The organism is Corynebacterium sp. MSK297 (assembly GCF_030232885.1).
Lineage (GTDB): Bacteria > Actinomycetota > Actinomycetes > Mycobacteriales > Mycobacteriaceae > Corynebacterium.
Genome location: NZ_JASPGD010000008.1, coordinates 29469 through 46912 on the forward strand (window position 1 = coordinate 29469; position 17444 = coordinate 46912).

Here is a 17444-nt window from a genome sequence, read left to right on the forward strand (position 1 = left end):
TATAGCGCATGAATATGCATAAGATTGCGCTATCCGTAGTCGCTGCCGCGACGATGGCGGCAAGCGTTATTACTACTCCAGCCGCTCACGCCGTACAGGGCGGCACTCCAGTTTCCGATGACGATGCCAACGCGAAAAACGTCGTCATCGTCGCTGGATGCACCGGCACCGCCATCAGCCCACACTGGGTGCTGGCAGCACGGCATTGCTTCGGTGACGGGACCACCGCGAAGCTGGTGCGCACCGGAATTGAAAAGACTGGCACTAAAGGCTCTGAAGAGGTGTATCACGCACCAAGTGGCGATATTTCCTTGGTACGCATGTCTACGCACTCCTCGTTTGATTTTGACAGCTACCCAGAGCTGGCCACTGAAGAACCGAAGCCAGGCCAGGTAGGAACCTTCTACGGCTGGGATAACACTTCGCATGAGCGGCTGCCACATTCGCAAGCTGAGGTGAAAGGAACCTACCAGGACGGTAGCTACAACAACGGCAAGATGTATGTCATTCATCACAAAGACGGTGCGTACTCGCAGCCAGGTGATTCCGGCGGACCGTTCTTCATCAACGGCAAGCTTTCTGGTGTGGCTTCTGCAATTTCCGGTGATGGCGTGCCACTGAATTTGGCTGATATTTCTGCGCAGCTGGACTGGATCACACAGACCATGGCGAAAAACGGTGACGAGCCAAACCTGGGCAATGGCGCGGTCAACGGTGTGGAGAAACTTTCGCAAAATAAAAATTTGCCGAAGCCGGATGCTGGAATAGGCAACCCTGAAGAAACCGGCGCTGAAAAGGAGAGCGCTGAAGAAACAGGCGCTGAAGAAACCGGCCCTGAGCACAATAAAAAACAGGAGCAGGCGCCACAACCCGCTCAACCACACCTGGGCAGCTCGTTGCTGTCGTCGTCCAGCCTGTAAATTTCTGTCCGGAAAATTCTTGTTTCGGCAACGCTGAAATGAACCGCAGAAGAATCTATCTGACGGCGTTGGCAAGCACATAGCGTGAGCAAACTTGCACAGCGCGTGACCACCTTTCGCAGTAAAATTGGGATATTCGAGAAACATTCGACCCCAAGCGAAAGGTGTCATTTTGACCAACGCGAATAACCGCAGCACGCTGTTTGACCCCACCACCACGGACTTGCTTGCCGACGTCTACCGCGCCGGAAACGACGCCCCGGCCAGCTTGTTCATTGGTGGGCAGTGGCGCCAGGCACAAGAAGGCGGCACTCGCACCATCAGCTGCCCCGCTGACGGCACCACGGTGGGTGCGGTCTCGGAAGCCACGGATGACGACACCATCGCGGCCATCAAGGTCGCCCGCGAAACTTTTGACTCCGGCGTGTGGTCGTCGGTGCCAGCCCGGGAACGCGGCCGCCTGGTCATCGGCATCGCGGATAAGATCCGCGAAAATAAAGAACTCTTCGCCGCTGCAGAATCCGCCGACACCGGCAAACGCTTCGAAGATTCCCTGGTGGATATGGATGATATCGCTGCGGCCTTCGATCATTTCGGTACCCTGATCGGACACCAGGCTGGCCGCGTGATCGATCCGGGCATGGATAATGTGCGCTCGCGCATTGATCACGAACCAGTCGGCGTCGTCGGCATGGTTACCCCGTGGAACTACCCGCTGCTACAGGTTGCTTACAAGGTCGCACCTGCTATCGCCGCTGGCAACACCTTCGTGCTCAAGCAGGCAGAGCTGACCCCGCACACCGCAATGCTGCTGATGGCCGTGACCAAGGAACTCGGCCTGCCCGACGGCGTGGCCAACCTGATCACCGGTGCTGGCGCTGCCTGCGGTAACCCATTGTCTACCCACCCAGACGTGGACATGGTCTCGTTCACCGGTGGCCTGCAGACAGGCAAGCTCATCGCCCGCAACGCGGCAGAAACCGTCAAGCGCGTGGCCCTGGAGCTGGGTGGCAAGAACCCGAATATCATCTTTGCCGACGCCGACTTCGACGTTGCCGTCGACAACGCGTTGAACGGCGCGTTCTTCCACTCCGGCCAGGTTTGCTCGGCGGGTTCGCGCATTCTGGTGGAGGAATCGCTGCACGATAAATTCGTTGAAGAATTCGCCAAGCGCGCCAACAACATCAAGCTGGGCGGCCCCACCGACGACAAGGCCGAAACCGGCCCGCTGATTTCCGCCGAGCACCGCGAAAAAGTCGCGGGGTACGTGGACGAAGCCCGCGAGCACGGTGCTAAGATCCTCTCCGGCGGACGCGCTGCCACCAGTGAGGACACCAACGGCCAGCACGGCACCGGGAAGTCGGATCTGGGCGCAGGTTTTTATTACTTGCCGACGGTCATCGATGGCGTCGACCGCAATGCCGACATGGATTTCGTCTATGACGAAGCCTTCGGCCCCGTCGTGACCATCGAGACTTTCCGCGATGAAGACGAGGCCCTGGAGATCGCCAACGACACCATCTATGGCCTGACCGGCGCAGTATTTACCACCGATGCCGGCAAAGCCGAGCGCATCGTGCGCGGTCTGCGTCACTGCACCATCTGGATCAACGACTACCACCCGTACCTGCCACAGGCAGAGTGGGGCGGTTACAAGCAATCCGGTAATGGCCGCGAGCTAGGTGAGGTCGGCTTGGCGGAATACCAGGAGCACAAGCACGTGTACCACAACCTGACGCCTACCGTGCACGGTCAGTTTGGTCAGCAGTAGGTAACTGACTGCTTGGTAACTGACTGACTGCCGTATATAACTCGTTCTGGGGTTTGGCTGCCTTGAAGGCGGCCACCCAGACGTAGATAAATGACGCATACAGCACGATTCCGGTGACGATCTTGCTGCCGATCAGCAGCACGAGGTCGTCGCCAAGAATATTCCAGCCGAAGTGGCAGGCGAACGCCACGGCAAACCAGCCCAGCGCGTGGGCCAGGCGCCAGGCCAAGCCCCGGCCGACGGCGAACAAGGCCCAACCGATGCCCCAACCGGCAAGGCCGGTAAACGCGATATGTAAAAACGGGCCGAGGAACACCCGGGCGCCCCAAATCTGCAGCACACCCATGACATCCGACGACGGGTGGATCGGCGCCATCACGATGCCGTAAAGCAGATTTTCAAAAGATTCAAAACCTAAGCCAACCAGCATGCCGATGACAAAACCATGCCACGGACGGTTGAGCTGCTTAAACGCCAATAAAATGAAAACCACGCCGGTGGCTTTCGCGATCTCCTCCGGGTAGGCCCCGCCCCAGGACGCGGCCGTCGTGGTGGCACCGGTATACGCGGCAAGGTCAATGATCGACGGCGCGCTTACCGACACCAATGCATAACTGGTGCCCGCACCCCACAACATCGCCAGAACCGCGGGCGCCCAACCTTGATACGGCCACAGGCGGGTGCAACGAACTACCGCGATGAGCACGGCCAAATACAACAAGGTAAACACGGCGCTGATCGCAGCCGGGGTGGGTAAAGCGAGGGCATTCGGCAGCACAGGAATCGCCATGAATGGCAGTCCCACCAGGATGAATAAGAACAGTGAATAGCGGAATAGTTTGCTCATGGTTATACGTGCCGCCTGACTGTTTGTGTGGATACATTTGTGTGTCCGGACGCGTTATGGATGGCCGCGTTGTGGACGGATTGCGGCAGCGGGTTTTCTGCAGCATCGCTGCCAGTACCGGAGCTGCCAGTACCGGAATAGCCTTGCAGCAGTTCGTGGACGATTTCTGGCAGTTCGGTCCCGGAAATTTCGCGCCAAGAACTGCTAATAATATCTAAGTTTTCGCTGATGAGTCCCTGGAAAACAATCACCTGGGAAGCCCCGATTTCGCTCGTCGACATGGCAATACCTCGACCATTCGGTTCGATGAGCAGGCGTTGTTCACCCTCACGCAAAATATCGCCTTCGGGCAGGTCAGTACCCGTGATAAACCGGAACATGCGGCGCAAAGCCAGGTCCGGATCGCCTGCGTGCGGGGTGGTTATCGCCTCAATATGTAGCCCCGGGCAATTCCACCCCTGGCCGGTCAGCGCCAATGCGTCGACGGGGCATTCCCGGTCCGCCAGGTGTAATTCCGAACCCACCAGTGGGTCGGATACCACCAGTGGGGCAGTGGCTTGGCGTGTTGACGGGGTCGCTTTGCTGAGTACCACGGGCGCGAGCATGGCGACGGTGACCACAACGACAAGCACCACCCATAGCAGCGTCGTGCGTTGCGGTTGGCTGCGGTATAAGCGAAGTTGGGGTGAGCGTAGATCGGGCGGGGAAACGGGAGCGGGCATGCTAGCCAGCCTAGTAAACTAAGCAAACATGAATGACCTATATACCTATGTCAACGGCCCGTGGTTGGAAAACCATGTGATCCCGGATGATCGCGCCGTGGATGGCACCTTCCACAAACTGCGTGATCAATCCGAAGATGACGTCCGAAAGATCGTGAATGAGGACACCGGCCGCGCCGGGAGCCTGTTTGCTTCTTTCATGGACACCGAGGGTGTCAATGCTGCTGGGTTGGAAGCGCTTGCCGACGACTTCGCCAAGCTTTCTGTCGCTGATATTGGAGAATTCGTCGAAAACTTGGGCGCGCTAGAACGCGTCGGTGTGGGCAGCCCGCTGACGTTCTGGGTAGAAAAAGACTCTGGCAGTGAAGATGCGGTGGCGTACCTGGTGCAATCCGGCCTTGGTCTGCCGGATGAGGCCTATTATCACAGCGAAACCCACGCGGATACGCTGGCTGCTTACCGCGAGCACGTCGCAAAGATGTTGAGGTTTGTGGATTCCGCGAAGCTGTTCGGGCTGGATGCCGATGTCGCCGCAGAGCGTATCGTCGCCCTGGAAACCGATATCGCCTCTGGGCATTGGGATGTGGTTGCTAGCCGCGATGCTCTGAAAACCTATAACCCGATGGATTTCGACGAACTGCCAGAGTTGATCCAGCGCTTGCTGCGCGGCGGAAAACTGCCGGAGCATCGCCTGGTGAACATGATGCCGAGCTACGTTGAGCACCTGGTGGGGCTTTTGACCGACGACCGGTTGGCCGACTGGCAGCTGTGGGCCACCTGGCACATTCTGCTTTCCCGCGCTGGCATTCTCACCGAAGAGATCAGCGAGGCGAATTTCAATTTCTACGGCCGTCAGCTCACCGGTTCCACCGAGCAGCGTGACCGCTGGAAGCGTGGCGTCGGTATCGTGGAATCTTTGGTGGGCCAGGAGATCGGCAAGCTTTACGTCGACAAGCACTTCCCGGCCTCGTCCAAGAAAGACATGCTGGAACTGGTGGACTACCTGATCCGCGCTTACCGCCAGCGCATCTCTGATCTGGAGTGGATGACGCAAGCTACCCGCGAGCGGGCGCTGGAAAAATTAGAGCAGTTTAAAGCGAAAATCGGCTACCCGGATACCTGGCGGGACTATTCTGGCCTGGAGTTTTCCCCGAACGGTGCCGATCTGGTGGCGAATGTTCGCGCCGGGGCTGCGTTTAGCCACGACTATGAGCTGGACAAAGTGGGTAAGCCTGCGCGTCGCGACGAGTGGGTGGCCAACCCGCAGACGGTCAACGCGTTTTATAACCCGGTGGTCAACGACATCACCTTCCCGGCCGCGATTTTGCGCGCACCGTTTTATAACCCAGAAGCCGATGCCGCGGAAAACTTCGGCGCAATCGGTTCCGTCATCGGGCACGAGATTGGTCACGGTTTTGATGACCAAGGCTCGAACTACGACGGCCAGGGCAATCTGAACCAGTGGTGGTCGGATGAAGACCGCGAAGCCTTCGATGAGCTGACCGAAAAACTCGTACAGCAATTTGACGGTTTGGTGCCGTCGGTGCTGCGGGATGCAGAAAGTGGTACAGACGGTTCTGTCGGCAACGCTGAAAACACCGACACCGTCGAGAAGCCAGGCGTGAACGGCGAATTCACCCTGGGTGAAAACATTGGCGATCTGGGTGGTTTGGGCATCGCTGTGGTGGCATACCGGCTGTACCTGCAGGATCGCGGCATGAGCTACGACGACACCGCGGTGGCAGCCTTTGACGTGGACGATGCGCAGCCGGAGCTTTATGAGCGGAAATTCAACGGCCTGCAGCGCCTGTTTTTGGCCTGGGGCCGGGTGTGGCGCACTGCGATTCGCCCAGAAATGGCAAAGCAGTACTTGGCCATTGACCCGCACTCACCGGCGGAATTCCGCTGTAATCAGATCGCAGCAAATATCGACGAATTCTACGAGGCTTTCGAAGAAGTTGGCCCGGATTCGCCAATGTATTTGCCGCCGGAGCAGCGCGTAAGCATCTGGTAGTTACTTCGCGCGCAGCCGCTTTTATTATTTCACCGTAAGGCTGGCGAGGACATATTCTTCGCCATTGTCGCGGTGTACGCCCAGCAAGCTATAGGTGACTTTTTCATCTTGCTCGCTGGGCGTTAATTCTGTGCGGAAGTGCAGCTCGAAGCGTTTCACCTCACCGTCAACGTTGACGGTGCCTTCCGCGTAATCAGGAGTGCCCTTGTCCAAGTTCACCGCGCTGATGTGGGTATCGGGGGATTTGCCGGTGCCACGGATGGCGAAAATCGGGATGATGCCATTGGAAAATGCGGCACCCCGCTGCCCGGTCATCATGGCGCGCACCCACTGTTCCACGGCGACGGAATCGCACAGCCCGTAGGCCACGGAACGCTGCCCCAGTACCGAGTGTTGCATGGACACGATCGGGTTATCCGCTGCATGCGGGTCCAGGTTGTTGGCCGCGCGGTAGCTCAAGGGTAGTTGGCGTAGCTGCTCGGAATCGCCGGTGCCGACATAGACCTCGATGCCGACTTCCCCGGCTGGGTCCACCAGGCGGTAAAAGCCCTGCAAGTCAGTAATATTGCCGTATTGTGCGGCAATTTCTTCTTTGCCTGGCTGCAATTTCGCGTTAAAAATTTCTGCGACTGCGGTCATCAGAGACTCCTTTCACATGGATCGCTGTTGGGCCCCATAGTACCGAGCCAGCTGGATGAGCTTGCCGGATTAGTGAGCTCAATTAATCGGCTGGACAGACCACGTAAACTACAACTCATGACGGAAAACAGCGCGATTAATAAAAACGTCAGCAAGCAGCGCCCGGAAGGTTTGAGTGCGGAAGAAGCCCGCATGTACGACGACTTTCAGATCGGCGGCCACGAGCGTGAGATGCCAGAAAGCGAACGTTTGGAGCAGCTGGCGTCGTTTATTGATGCGCATTACGACAAACCCCCTGGCTGGGAAGCCGAAGCCGCGCACACGGGCTCCGTAGAGCAGCGCACGGAGTTGGAAAATTACCTCGCCCGGCTGCCGGATCGCATCACGCATGCCGCGATGATTATGCTGGGCAGCGCGGTGGATCATTCCCTGCCGGTGACTGCCTACGCCGGTGGCATCGACACGCGTGACGACGAGTTCGGCCGCTGGTATATCCCAGAAAACCCGCGCGGTGTGGCCGTCGCGGTGGTCGGAGGCTGGTGGTATGCCGGGGCGGCCCGCGAGATGGCCTGGGAGCCGGAGATTGCCGCGCTGGCCGGTTATTCCCAGCGTGCGGTGTTGAGCGTGCACTTTCCGTTACAGCCAGAAGCTACCGTCGAGCAGGCGCGCACGTTTGTGCGCCAGGCCGTGGAATCCGCCCGCGGTGATGGTGAAATTGTTGCCTGGGGCAAGTGGGCAGGGGCCGATTTGCTGCTGGATAATGCCGAGCTTGTCGACTCCCTCGCGGTGACATTCTCTAGCAGTGATCCCACCAGTGGTTCCGCACCAGCAACAGATGCACGAGTGTTGGTACAAGACCTCGTCGCCCAACGGCATGTGGCCACCCCGACGGTTTCGCGCGAAGCTCTCCAGGGGATCGCAGAATTTTGGGACGGCCGCTGATGGAGCACAGTACAGACTTCAGTGTAATCATGCCGGTGTATCACAAAGATAAACCCGCCGCGCTGCGCGAATGCCTGGACTCGTTGCTCCGGCAGACCCTTCCGGCGCACGAAATCTTGGTGACTGCCGACGGTCCGTTAGGCGCGGAACTCGATGCCGTGCTCGCGGAATACTCCGAGCACATCACGCTGTTCCGCTTGCCTGAAAACCGTGGTTCCGCGATCGCACGCCAGCGTAGCCTGGATGAAGTTACCACCACTTATGTCGCGGTGATGGACGCCGATGATGTGTGCTTGCCGCAACGTTTTGCCACCCAGCTCCCGGTGCTTGTCGACGAAAACCTGGATCTACTGGGGGCGGCGATGTATGAATTCGACGGTGATGGAGCAGGCAAGCCGGAAGATCTGGTGATTGCTCGACGTGCCGGCACGAAGACTTCCGAGATCGCCACGCGAATTAAAACCGCCACGCCGTTTAATCACCCGACCATTATCATGCGCACCGAATGCGTCCGTGCAGCTGGCGGTTACCGGCCGGTGGACTTTTTAGAGGACTACGATCTCTTCGCGCGTATGCTGGCCAACGGGGCGCAGGCAGCGAATTTAACAGAACCTTTGTTGTACTTTCGGGTCAACAGCGCGATGTTTCAGCGTCGCCTGAATAAACGGGCGTTTATTTCCGAATGGCATCTGCAACGCAACTTGGTCAGCTATGGGCTGATTTCGTGGCCGCGTGCAGTATTTAATTTCCTGCTGCGTAACTCTTTTCGTCTGTTACCAGGGCCGCTTCTGCGTTTGGCCTACCGAGCGTTGTTCCGTTCTGCGGTGGAGCAGGAAAAAAATTAAGGAGCAAATCCGTGCGTTGGATGACAGTGGCGATGGTCTTTGCTGCAGCCAGTGGCTATGTGGTCATGGTGTTGGCCGCAGCCGTGTTGGGCACCGATGGTGCAGATCGTTGGCTGGTGTTTTGGTCCTCGTTTTTCGCGGTCGCGGCCGTGGCCAACGGCATGTTGCAAGAAACTACCCGCGCGGTGGGCGAGGCGGCAACCGAGCACACCACCAACCCCACGCTAAAAAATCAGGCCAACCCACTGCGCATCGGTGCTGCCGTCGGCATCGGGTTGGGCGCTTTCGCGGCGTTATCGGCGCTGTGGTGGGCGCCGTCGGTGGCCCCGCAACATTCCTGGTGGGCGAGTATTCTCATGGCCTTCGGCATAGCCAGCATTTTCGTGCAGCAGACGGTGGCGGGCTTGCTATCTGGCACACAACGTTGGAACCGCTACGCCGCATTATTGGGCATGGATGCTGTGCTGCGCTTAATTATCGCCGCGGTATTATCCCTGGATTATCTAACGGTGCAGATGATTCCGGATGCCGGCTATCAAATCGGCTTCATGGTCGCCACAGTCTGCGGTGCGATCTCCTGGATCATCATCATTGCCACTTCGCGCGATCGGGTGGGCTTTCTACATGCCGCGGTTGACGTGACTGGGCAGCAGTTTTGGCGCAACAGCCTCGCTGCTATGGCCGCTACCGCCGCGACCGCGCTGATGGTCACCGGTTTTCCCGCACTTGTGGATCTCAGCCTGGCACTTTCCCCCACGAGCACCGCTGTGCCCATCGCCGCGTTGCTGTACTGCGTCATGCTCACCCGAGCCCCGCTGCTGGTGCCGCTCACGGCATTCCAATCAGCCGTCGTCATGTTCTTCCTGCAGCGCCGCGAGCAACCACTCGGCGCCTTGCGCGCGCCGGCGGCCGGGCTCGTCGTTCTGGGTGTCGTCGGCGCGGGCTTGGCATGGGCGATCGGGCCGCGGCTGTTCGGGCTGTTTCTGGACGACGATTTCATTCTGTCTGGCCGGGTGCTCGCGGTACTGACCGCGGCCTCGGTGGGCACCGCGCTGTTGATGGTGACAGGTTCGGCGGTATTGGCGCATCAGCGCCACCGCTCATACACCCTAGGCTGGTGGGCGGCAGCCATTGCGTATATCTTGTTGCTGCTGCTGCCGTTGGACCTGGTGACCCGATCTGCGCTCGCCCTGGCGGTGGGCCCATTGGCCGGTGTGGTCTGGCATGTGGCCACATTGGCGCGCCTTCGCGCAAATTACGCGTCTGATTAGGATATAGTAACGCTTAATGAAATATTCCGATGTGTGGCTGGTGATCCCGTGCTTCAACGAAGCGACGGTAATCCGTGACGTGATCGCAAACGCGCGGAAGACTTTTCCGAATATCGTGGCGGTTGATGATGGATCCAAGGATGGCTCTCCAGAGCAAATCTTGGCTGGCGGCGCGCACCTGGTGCAACATCCTGTGAACCTGGGGCAGGGGGCGGCGATCCAAACCGGCGTGGAATACGCCCGGGCGCAACCCGGTGCACGGATCTTTGTCACCTTTGATGCTGACGGCCAGCACCAGGTGCACGATGTGGAGAATATGATCGCCCGGCTGCGCAAAGATGACCTCGACATAGTCGTCGGTACGCGTTTTGGAGCTTACGAACGCGAATCGTCCCAGGTTCCGCTGATCAAACGCATCGTGTTACGTGTCGTGGTGGCCCTGTCACCCAAGCTGAAGCGCCTGGGCTTAAGCGACGCCCACAATGGTTTGCGTGTGATGGGGCATCGCTTCGGCAATGATCTGCAGCTGCGTATGAACGGCATGAGCCATGCCAGTGAGTTCGTCGACATCATGGGCAACGGCGAGTGGACCGTGGGCGAAGAACCCGTCGACGTGCTGTATACCGAATATTCGATGTCGAAGGGCCAGTCGCTGTTCAATGGTGTCAATATTCTTGCCGACGGGCTACTGGGAAAGAGACTCGATTAAATGCTGTTGATTCAAATTCTGCTGGTCATCGCCGTGGCCGCGTTGACGCTGTATTTCCTGAGCAACCGCCGCAAAGCACGCGCGAAAGCTGGCGTGAAAATCGGCTTCATGGTGTTTTTGATCCTCGCCATTTTTGCGGTGCTATTTCCGGATGCCACCACGTGGATTGCCCAGCTGGTTGGCGTGCAGCGCGGTACTGATTTGATGCTGTATGGGTTGATCGTGGCTTTCGTGTTTGTCACGATCAGCTCGTATTTGCGTTTCCGCGAGCAGGAATTGCGCTTTGCCCGCTTGGCGCGTGCAGTGGCGCTGAGTAACGCTCAGGCACCAGCGCCGGAAAAAACTGCACAGCCAGAAAAAAGCGCGCGGCCGGAAAATACCGAGGCTAACGGCGGAAATACTCCACGGTCCTAGCCACACCTTCCGCGATATCCACCTGCGGGCGCCAACCTAATAGCTGCTCCGCTTTGGCAGGGTTCAGGCAGCTGCGCGGCACATCGCCGAGCCGAGCTGGTGCATATTCTGGGGTGTCGGGGGCACCGGCGGCTTTCGCAACCAGGGTGTGTAGCTGTCGGTCGGAGGTTTCCACACCCGTACCGATATTGAAGCGCTCGCCATCACCCGCGGCACCGGAAGCCGCCAGATAGGCAGCGACGACGTCATCGACGAAAATATAATCCCGGGTATTGCTACCGTTGCCAAAGACTTTCGTGGGCTCTCCAGATAATAAACGCTGCGCGAAAATCGCCACCACACCGGCTTCCCCGTGTGGATCTTGCCGCGGGCCGTAGACATTCGCTGGTGCAATATGCGAACACTCCAGGCCATAGAGGTGCCGGTAGGTATTCAAATAAATCTCGCCAGCTGCCTTGCTGGCCGCGTATGGCGAGTGCGGATCAATTGCTGTGGATTCATCGACTGGGTAATCTTCTGGCACCCCATAAATAGAACCGCCGGATGGCGTACCGACGATTTTGCGCACCCCGGTTTTCCGCGCGGCTTCGGCCAGACGAATCGTGCCGATGATATTCGCTTGCGCATCATGCAGCGGATCAGTCACTGAGTGGCGCACGTCGATCTGTGCGGCCAGGTGGAAAATCACTTCCGGCTCGTGCTCGGCACAGAGGGCTTCCAGATCACCAGTGATGATGTCGGCTTCCACGAAACTGAAACCGTCATGGTCGCGGGCTTGCGCCAGGTTGGCGCGGCTACCCCGACTGAGGTTATCGAGGGCGACGACGTTGTCGCCCCGCGCCAAAAGCTGATCGACCAATGTAGAACCGATGAATCCGGCGCCGCCGGTAACCAAAGCTTTCATGACCCTAAGGGTACGCCCTGCGCTCTATTGTGTCTGCGGTGGGTACGGACTATCGCTAAGGATCTTTTCCATCTCTGCGTCACTAAACATCGCATCGACGGCATAGATGCTGACCTCGTGGTTGCGATACACCTCCGTCAGCCCAGGGGCATTATCCCGCAGGTTCAGCAGCATCTCGTTCGGTGGTTGCACCTCCGGGCCCCACCAATTCGGCGGACTGATGAACACGTAGTTGATGTCCATGCGCTCGAGGATGGCATCGACGGCCTCGCCTGTAGCGGTGCCTGATCCGGCCTCGTTCAGATGAAGGAAGAGCGTGGTCAGCTCTGGTTCCACAGCGCCGGTGTAGTGATAATGCCGTGATGTCGAAGGCAGCCGGTTATAGGCATACATCCAGCCATTGCCTTCACTAGGGTGGACGAAAACATGCCCATCGTAGGCCTTCGGTTGCTGCGCCAGCCAGTCATAGGCGCGTTGGTCGCGCTCGTTGACCACACGGCCAGTACGGGATTCCTGCGACAATCGCCGTGCTGGTTCTTGCAGGGTAACTAGGGTAGTGCCTGCCATGATGGCGATGACGACGCTGGTGATCCCGACCGTGACGGGTAGTTTACGGATGCGGTCTTTGTTGACAGCCGCTGCCACTGTGTGAATGATCCACCCCAGCGCCAGCGCGCTCGTGGCAGCCACTAACAGGGACACCCACACGTTGATGCGTCGGGCATCTGAATAAAACGGGCCGACGAGGCTCTGCAGGAAATCGCCCACCGGGGTTTCAAAATACTTCATGGCGTGGGCAGAAAGTGCCACACCAAAACCCCACAGTAGGATGGGCCAGACCGTTTTGCGGGTAAGTAAAATCAGCGCGCCGATCCCACCAATGAGCAGCAAATACCACGTGGGCCCGAATTCGTTCGTGTGGCGGGTCATTAACCCGGCAGCCAGGCGCCAGCTTTCAGCGCGGTCAATTTCCGGGACTTCGAAGGTCCGGGCGAAATCACCGAAATCTTCTGCATCCTCGTTGCCGAACAGGAACACAGCAGCCGGGATCGCCGTAGCCATCGCACCCAGGCCCACCGCGGCCAAAGTCAAGAAATCCCCCAACCGTGAACGCGTCGGAGCGAATAATGCGTGGAATAGCCAGTAGATAAGCACCAGGAATACCGCGACCAACAACCCCTGTGGCTGGCTACTCAATGCACCAAACAACGCCAGAATCGCGAACGGGATGGCCCGACGATCGCGCAGGCAATGGATGGTAAGCACAGCTGCCATCGCGCCCAGCATCATCGAGGTGGCAGCAGGGATGGCCGCCACACGAATCTCAATCCACGGCAAAGCCGGGAAAAAAGCGGTGCCCGCACCAGCGATACCGGCCACGGCACGACCGCCCAACAAATTCGCCAACGCAGCCACTGCCCACGGGGTGACGAGCGCCAGCATGATACCTGAGCCCAGGTTGTACTCGGCCATCGTCGTGAGATCCACCCAATGGGCAGGAATGGAAACGACAGAATGCCATGCCGTGGGGTAATACATGGGCGCATCGGTGAACTGGTGATGCAACGCACCCATCGCACCCGGGGCAGCGGTGCCTTCTTCACTGATGAATGCCAGCACATTCGCGTGCCAGTGCGCATCCCAACCTTGGAAGATGTTGTTGATGCCGTGCGGCATAGCCGCCAAGTAATTCCAGTACATCCCGCCGATGGTCAGCGTTCCCGCAGCCACTCCGGCGACCGGGAGCCAGTCCTTGGCTTCCCAGCGGCGCGTCTGGGTCGCAGGCTTCGGAACACACCGTCCCCACAATTCTGCCAGCACAACGGCAACCAGCAAGGTGATCGCGGCTGTCGGCACGCGCCAGCCAGCCCCAAAAACGTTGCTTATTTGTACACCAGCAGCGACGATGCCGAACGTGACCGCAGGTGCCGCCAGCAGAGCAACTGGCACTGACAGGCGAGCCCGCCAGCCAACCAGCAACCCGGGCACGATCACCACGGCGATGAGACTGGCGACGAAAATCGCTGCTGCCATTACTTAACTCCGTTCCTCGCGGATTTTCATATCCGAGCTGTGCCACAAACCACTCCGGGTGTGTTCGGCGTAGTTTATCGCAGCTTCATCCGGGACATTGCCCGCAGAATCGCGGCGCAGCTCGTATTTGTGCACCGCACCCCAGTCGCGGTTCCAGTCACCATCCAGGTAGCCCGGGATTTCATAGGACCAGTTCACGGCTTCTGCTGTGGCCATCGCGCCACCGCCGTAGTAATCCTGGAAACCACCCAGCTGGAATTGCGCATCAGAATCCGGCAACACGCGGAACTCCGGGATCTCTGTAACGCCAGCGTAGTGATCAAACGGGCGCTGGCACGGGAATTGGAAGGCGGTCGACCAGTCCAGCAGCGCCGGGGTATCGCTGTCGAAGCGCTGGCTGACCGGCTCCAACTCCGGGTTGCGTGGCGGGGTCACGGCGATCCAGTCTTCTGGGGCCAGCGAGTAATCCTCGGCCACCAAGCGCACCACGTCGGCGTCTTCGGGGATCTCTTCCAGCGGGAAGCGCAGGTTGCGCCAGGCGGGGCGCTGGCCGACGTCCATCATCTCCACCTTCTTGGTGTTTGTGACCTTGCCATCTGCACCGCGGGTGCCGTATTCCAGCAACAGCTCTTCGCCTTCTTGCTCAATGCCGTTGATGTCGTGGTGGGCGATGCGCCCGGCAGCAGAGACCACCAGCAGTGGGGCAGATTCGCGGCGTTCCGGCATCTCGTACCAACCGGTGGTCAGTTCGGCAGCGGATTGTGGTTCGGATTCATCCGCCCACGAACCCAGCACCGGAACGCGGTTGTAGTCCAAGTTGAACGGCAGGCGGATCGTGGAATCATTCACGCCAGCGTCCTCGCGGTTGCCGTCCTCGGTTTCCTCAGTCGATTCTGAGCCAGCACCAGCGCTGGTTGGCGAATCAGCATCACCAATCACGCCAACAGCAGCCGAATCGCCACCATCCGGCTCGATCTCAGAAGGCACACCGTTCGGGGCGAAACCGCGCGAATCACCAGCCTCGAGCGATTCGCCGAGTTCCCCATTAACCGGACGTAAGAACGAGTCATTGGTGTTGGTTTCTAGCAAGGCGTCGTCGGCAAGTGCACAGTGGTTACCGGTGAGCGCCTGCAGGTTGCCCTTGCCCACGGAGTACGAAGGATATTGATCCACGAAGGCCTTCGCGAACGAGGCCAGCGAGAGCGCGACCGCTAGCGCAGACACAATCGCGATGGGGGCGGCCATCACACCAGCCCAGCGCGTATTACGCTCCGGTTTCGGGGTGCGGAAAGAATAAATAACGCCGACCAGCAGCACCAACAGGGCCAGGAGCAATACGACGTTGGTGGCCTCGATTCCGTGCAACTGGATCGTGCGATCCCACCACGGAATACCAAACGACGACACATACCACCAGGCATTCCAACCGGCCAGAGTAAACGCCAACAGGAACAACACACCCGCGATGGAGAACACGCGGGCGCGCCGGGAACGCACCGCCACCTGCGAGAGCACCACCGCACCCAAGGCGGCAATCGCGGCGGCGATACCGGCATAAATACCGAAGTGGTGGGTCCACTTCGTCGGGGTGAACATCAAGAAAAACAGCGAGACGAACACGATCAGCACCAAACGCAACGCCGGGCCATTCGCCATTTTCCGGTCGCGCACGAACGCGTACAGAATCAGCCCGATGCAGGCGAACATCACCACAGGGCCAAAGCGGCGGGTAAACGAACCGTCGACGGTTTGCGCAAACAGCGTTTGGTAGCGGACGAACTCGAAGAACCATTCCAGCGACGGCCCGACTTCGCCGCGGACGCTTGCGGATTCCAGCACCGTCGCGATGGTCTGGTTGTTGAAGATCATCACCATGATCATCGTTCCGGCTGCCAAAAACGGCGCGATCATCGCCGCGGCCGTCAGCTTGCCGCCTTCCAGCAGTTGTAGGCGGTAGCGCAGAATGCGGATCAGGTACGGCAGCGCGATCAAGAACGAACCGACCGCGAACAGACCCGTCGGGCCCGCGGCCAGGGTGACCGTTGCGATGAACGTACCGATTGCCGCTGGCAACAGACGCTGGGTGGCAATGGCACGTTCGAAAGAAACCCAGGTGAGCACCACGCCCAGGGCGACGAATGGTTCCGGACGGATACCGTTGTTGAACGGCAGCCAGAAAGCCAAAAACACCAGCGCGGCGGTCCAGTGCGCCACGCGACGGTCGTTGACCATCTCGCCCAGGCGCGGCAGGATTTCGCGGGAAAGCACCCACCAGATCGCCAGACCACACAGCAGCGCGGGCAGGCGCATCCACAGAGAGTTCGTGGATACCGCGGCAAACAGCGCCAACAGGTCATAATACGGGGTACCAAACGGCGATTCCGGCACGCCATACCAGCGATAATAATTCGCCATATAATCCGCATGCTCGGTCACCCGCGCCATGGTCAGGATATAGCCGTCGTCCGAGGTATTCGCACCAAATACGTGCCACAATGCCAGCACAGCCACCACCAGGCCATCCAGTGGGCGTAGCTTAAACCAGCGCGCTGGCAGTACCTTGAGATCTTTGCGGCCATCCAATAGATCCATCCGCGCCAACGCGATCAGTGCGATCACCATGAAAAACACGCCCAAGCCCATCGCCAGTGATTTCGCCAGCGTCGGGGTGGAGGTAAATCGTGAGTTGATCTCCACATCCACATCCAGGCCTGCAGCGGTCAGCGCAGCCACATTCTCCGGCGTGTCCTCCAGCTCGGAATAAATGCCGGTGACCTGCGGGCGCAGATCATCCTCGGTTACTTCCGAATGCTTGCCGACGGCTACCTTCGTGCCATCTGCGGTCACCGAAATCTTGATCAACGCGTCGTCGGCAAGCGCTGCGACCTCGGATTCCTGCAAGCTCAGCAGAACCTCGTCCAAGGCGAACACATCCAAACCGCCGTCGGCAGAACGCACGAACAGCCCACGGTTGGAGGCCTCAGGGGAATCCTCCGGAACAGTGCCCAGCACCAATGTCTGCTCGTCGCGGAGCGTATCCAGCGCAGCGACTGGAACCGTGGCCTCGAAGGATTCCGGCGCCACGGAAATCAGCGGCGCGTTGATGGAATTCAGTGAGCCATTCTGCGGCCACTCGAACGACGACTGCGTCTGGTTGACCGGCAGCAGCGGGGTGGCAATAAACAACAGAAAGCCCACGACGCCGGTGATGATCGCCGTGAGATGTAGCTTGTGTGCGCGCGCGGCTGTGGTGGGGTTCGAGGCACTGTGTGCACTGGCTGCTCGCTGTGCAGATTCCTCGGTTCCGACTGCTTGGGGGGTGAGAGGTTGAGGTGACACAACGTGTCAGTCTAGCCCAGCCGCGGCCAAAACTGGTCTTGACTGGGCCCTTGTTCTGGCCCATGTGACAGCG

General features: G+C 59.2%; 14 protein-coding genes. 8 read left to right on the forward strand and 6 right to left on the reverse strand.

Going from position 1 to position 17444, the window contains the following annotated elements:
• Nucleotides 1-8: 8 nt before the first annotated feature.
• Both QP888_RS08450 and QP888_RS08455 read left to right on the forward strand, forming a co-directional pair.
• The gene (locus QP888_RS08450) at nt 9-920 is read left to right on the forward strand and encodes a S1 family peptidase (protein WP_284813112.1); all 912 of its coding nucleotides are present in this window, start codon (nt 9-11) and stop codon (nt 918-920) included.
• Nucleotides 921-1092: 172 nt separating this feature from the next.
• Nucleotides 1093-2691, forward strand: coding sequence for an aldehyde dehydrogenase family protein (locus QP888_RS08455; protein WP_284813113.1), 1599 nt, complete (start codon nt 1093-1095; stop codon nt 2689-2691).
• Here the strand turns inward: QP888_RS08455 and QP888_RS08460 are convergent.
• On the reverse strand, nt 2660-3538 hold the full coding sequence (locus QP888_RS08460) for a PrsW family intramembrane metalloprotease (RefSeq protein WP_284813115.1): 879 nt from the start codon (nt 3536-3538) through the stop codon (nt 2660-2662). The genes QP888_RS08455 and QP888_RS08460 overlap by 32 nt on opposite strands.
• A gap of 2 nt (nt 3539-3540) precedes the next feature.
• Entirely contained in the window at nt 3541-4260 is a 720-nt protein-coding gene (locus QP888_RS08465; protein WP_284813116.1) for a hypothetical protein, read from the reverse strand.
• Between the two features lie 28 nt (nt 4261-4288).
• Between QP888_RS08465 and QP888_RS08470 the strand changes: the two genes are divergently transcribed.
• Complete coding sequence (locus QP888_RS08470; protein ID WP_284813117.1) at nt 4289-6274, forward strand: M13 family metallopeptidase; 1986 nt, start codon at nt 4289-4291, stop codon at nt 6272-6274.
• Between the two features lie 24 nt (nt 6275-6298).
• Here the strand turns inward: QP888_RS08470 and QP888_RS08475 are convergent, their stop codons facing one another.
• Nucleotides 6299-6913, reverse strand: a complete 615-nt coding sequence (locus QP888_RS08475; protein WP_284813118.1) for a CG0192 family protein — start codon at nt 6911-6913, stop codon at nt 6299-6301.
• A 117-nt stretch (nt 6914-7030) separates the two neighbouring features.
• Here QP888_RS08475 and QP888_RS08480 point away from each other — a divergent pair, with 117 nt between their 5' ends.
• From QP888_RS08480 to QP888_RS08500, 5 genes are read left to right on the forward strand one after another with little or no spacing between them, the layout of a single operon-like run.
• Nucleotides 7031-7855: an alpha/beta hydrolase family protein gene (locus QP888_RS08480; protein WP_284813120.1), complete on the forward strand. Its 825-nt coding sequence runs from the start codon at nt 7031-7033 to the stop codon at nt 7853-7855.
• On the forward strand, nt 7855-8700 hold the full coding sequence (locus QP888_RS08485) for a glycosyltransferase (protein ID WP_284813121.1): 846 nt from the start codon (nt 7855-7857) through the stop codon (nt 8698-8700). The genes QP888_RS08480 and QP888_RS08485 overlap by 1 nt, the downstream gene beginning before the upstream one ends.
• Nucleotides 8701-8711: 11 nt before the next feature.
• Nucleotides 8712-9971 (forward strand): polysaccharide biosynthesis protein, encoded by a 1260-nt coding sequence (locus QP888_RS08490; RefSeq protein WP_284813122.1) that lies wholly within the window; start codon nt 8712-8714, stop codon nt 9969-9971.
• Between the two features lie 16 nt (nt 9972-9987).
• Nucleotides 9988-10680 carry a polyprenyl-phospho-N-acetylgalactosaminyl synthase PpgS gene (ppgS, locus tag QP888_RS08495; protein WP_284813123.1) on the forward strand — a complete coding sequence of 231 codons (693 nt, stop codon included), beginning with the start codon at nt 9988-9990 and terminating at the stop codon, nt 10678-10680.
• The gene (locus QP888_RS08500; protein WP_284813124.1) at nt 10681-11094 is read left to right on the forward strand and encodes a DUF2304 domain-containing protein; all 414 of its coding nucleotides are present in this window, start codon (nt 10681-10683) and stop codon (nt 11092-11094) included.
• Here QP888_RS08500 and QP888_RS08505 read toward each other — a convergent pair.
• Genes QP888_RS08505 through QP888_RS08515 form a run of 3 tightly spaced genes read right to left on the reverse strand, consistent with a single transcriptional unit; the run spans nt 11066 to nt 17371 of the window.
• On the reverse strand, nt 11066-11998 hold the full coding sequence (locus QP888_RS08505) for a GDP-mannose 4,6-dehydratase (protein ID WP_284813125.1): 933 nt from the start codon (nt 11996-11998) through the stop codon (nt 11066-11068). The two genes, QP888_RS08500 and QP888_RS08505, sit on opposite strands and share 29 nt — an antisense overlap.
• A gap of 24 nt (nt 11999-12022) precedes the next feature.
• On the reverse strand, nt 12023-14032 hold the full coding sequence (locus QP888_RS08510; RefSeq protein ID WP_284813126.1) for a DUF6541 family protein: 2010 nt from the start codon (nt 14030-14032) through the stop codon (nt 12023-12025).
• 3 nt (nt 14033-14035) lie between these two features.
• Nucleotides 14036-17371, reverse strand: coding sequence for an arabinosyltransferase domain-containing protein (locus QP888_RS08515; RefSeq protein WP_284813127.1), 3336 nt, complete (start codon nt 17369-17371; stop codon nt 14036-14038).
• Nucleotides 17372-17444 lie beyond the last annotated feature (73 nt).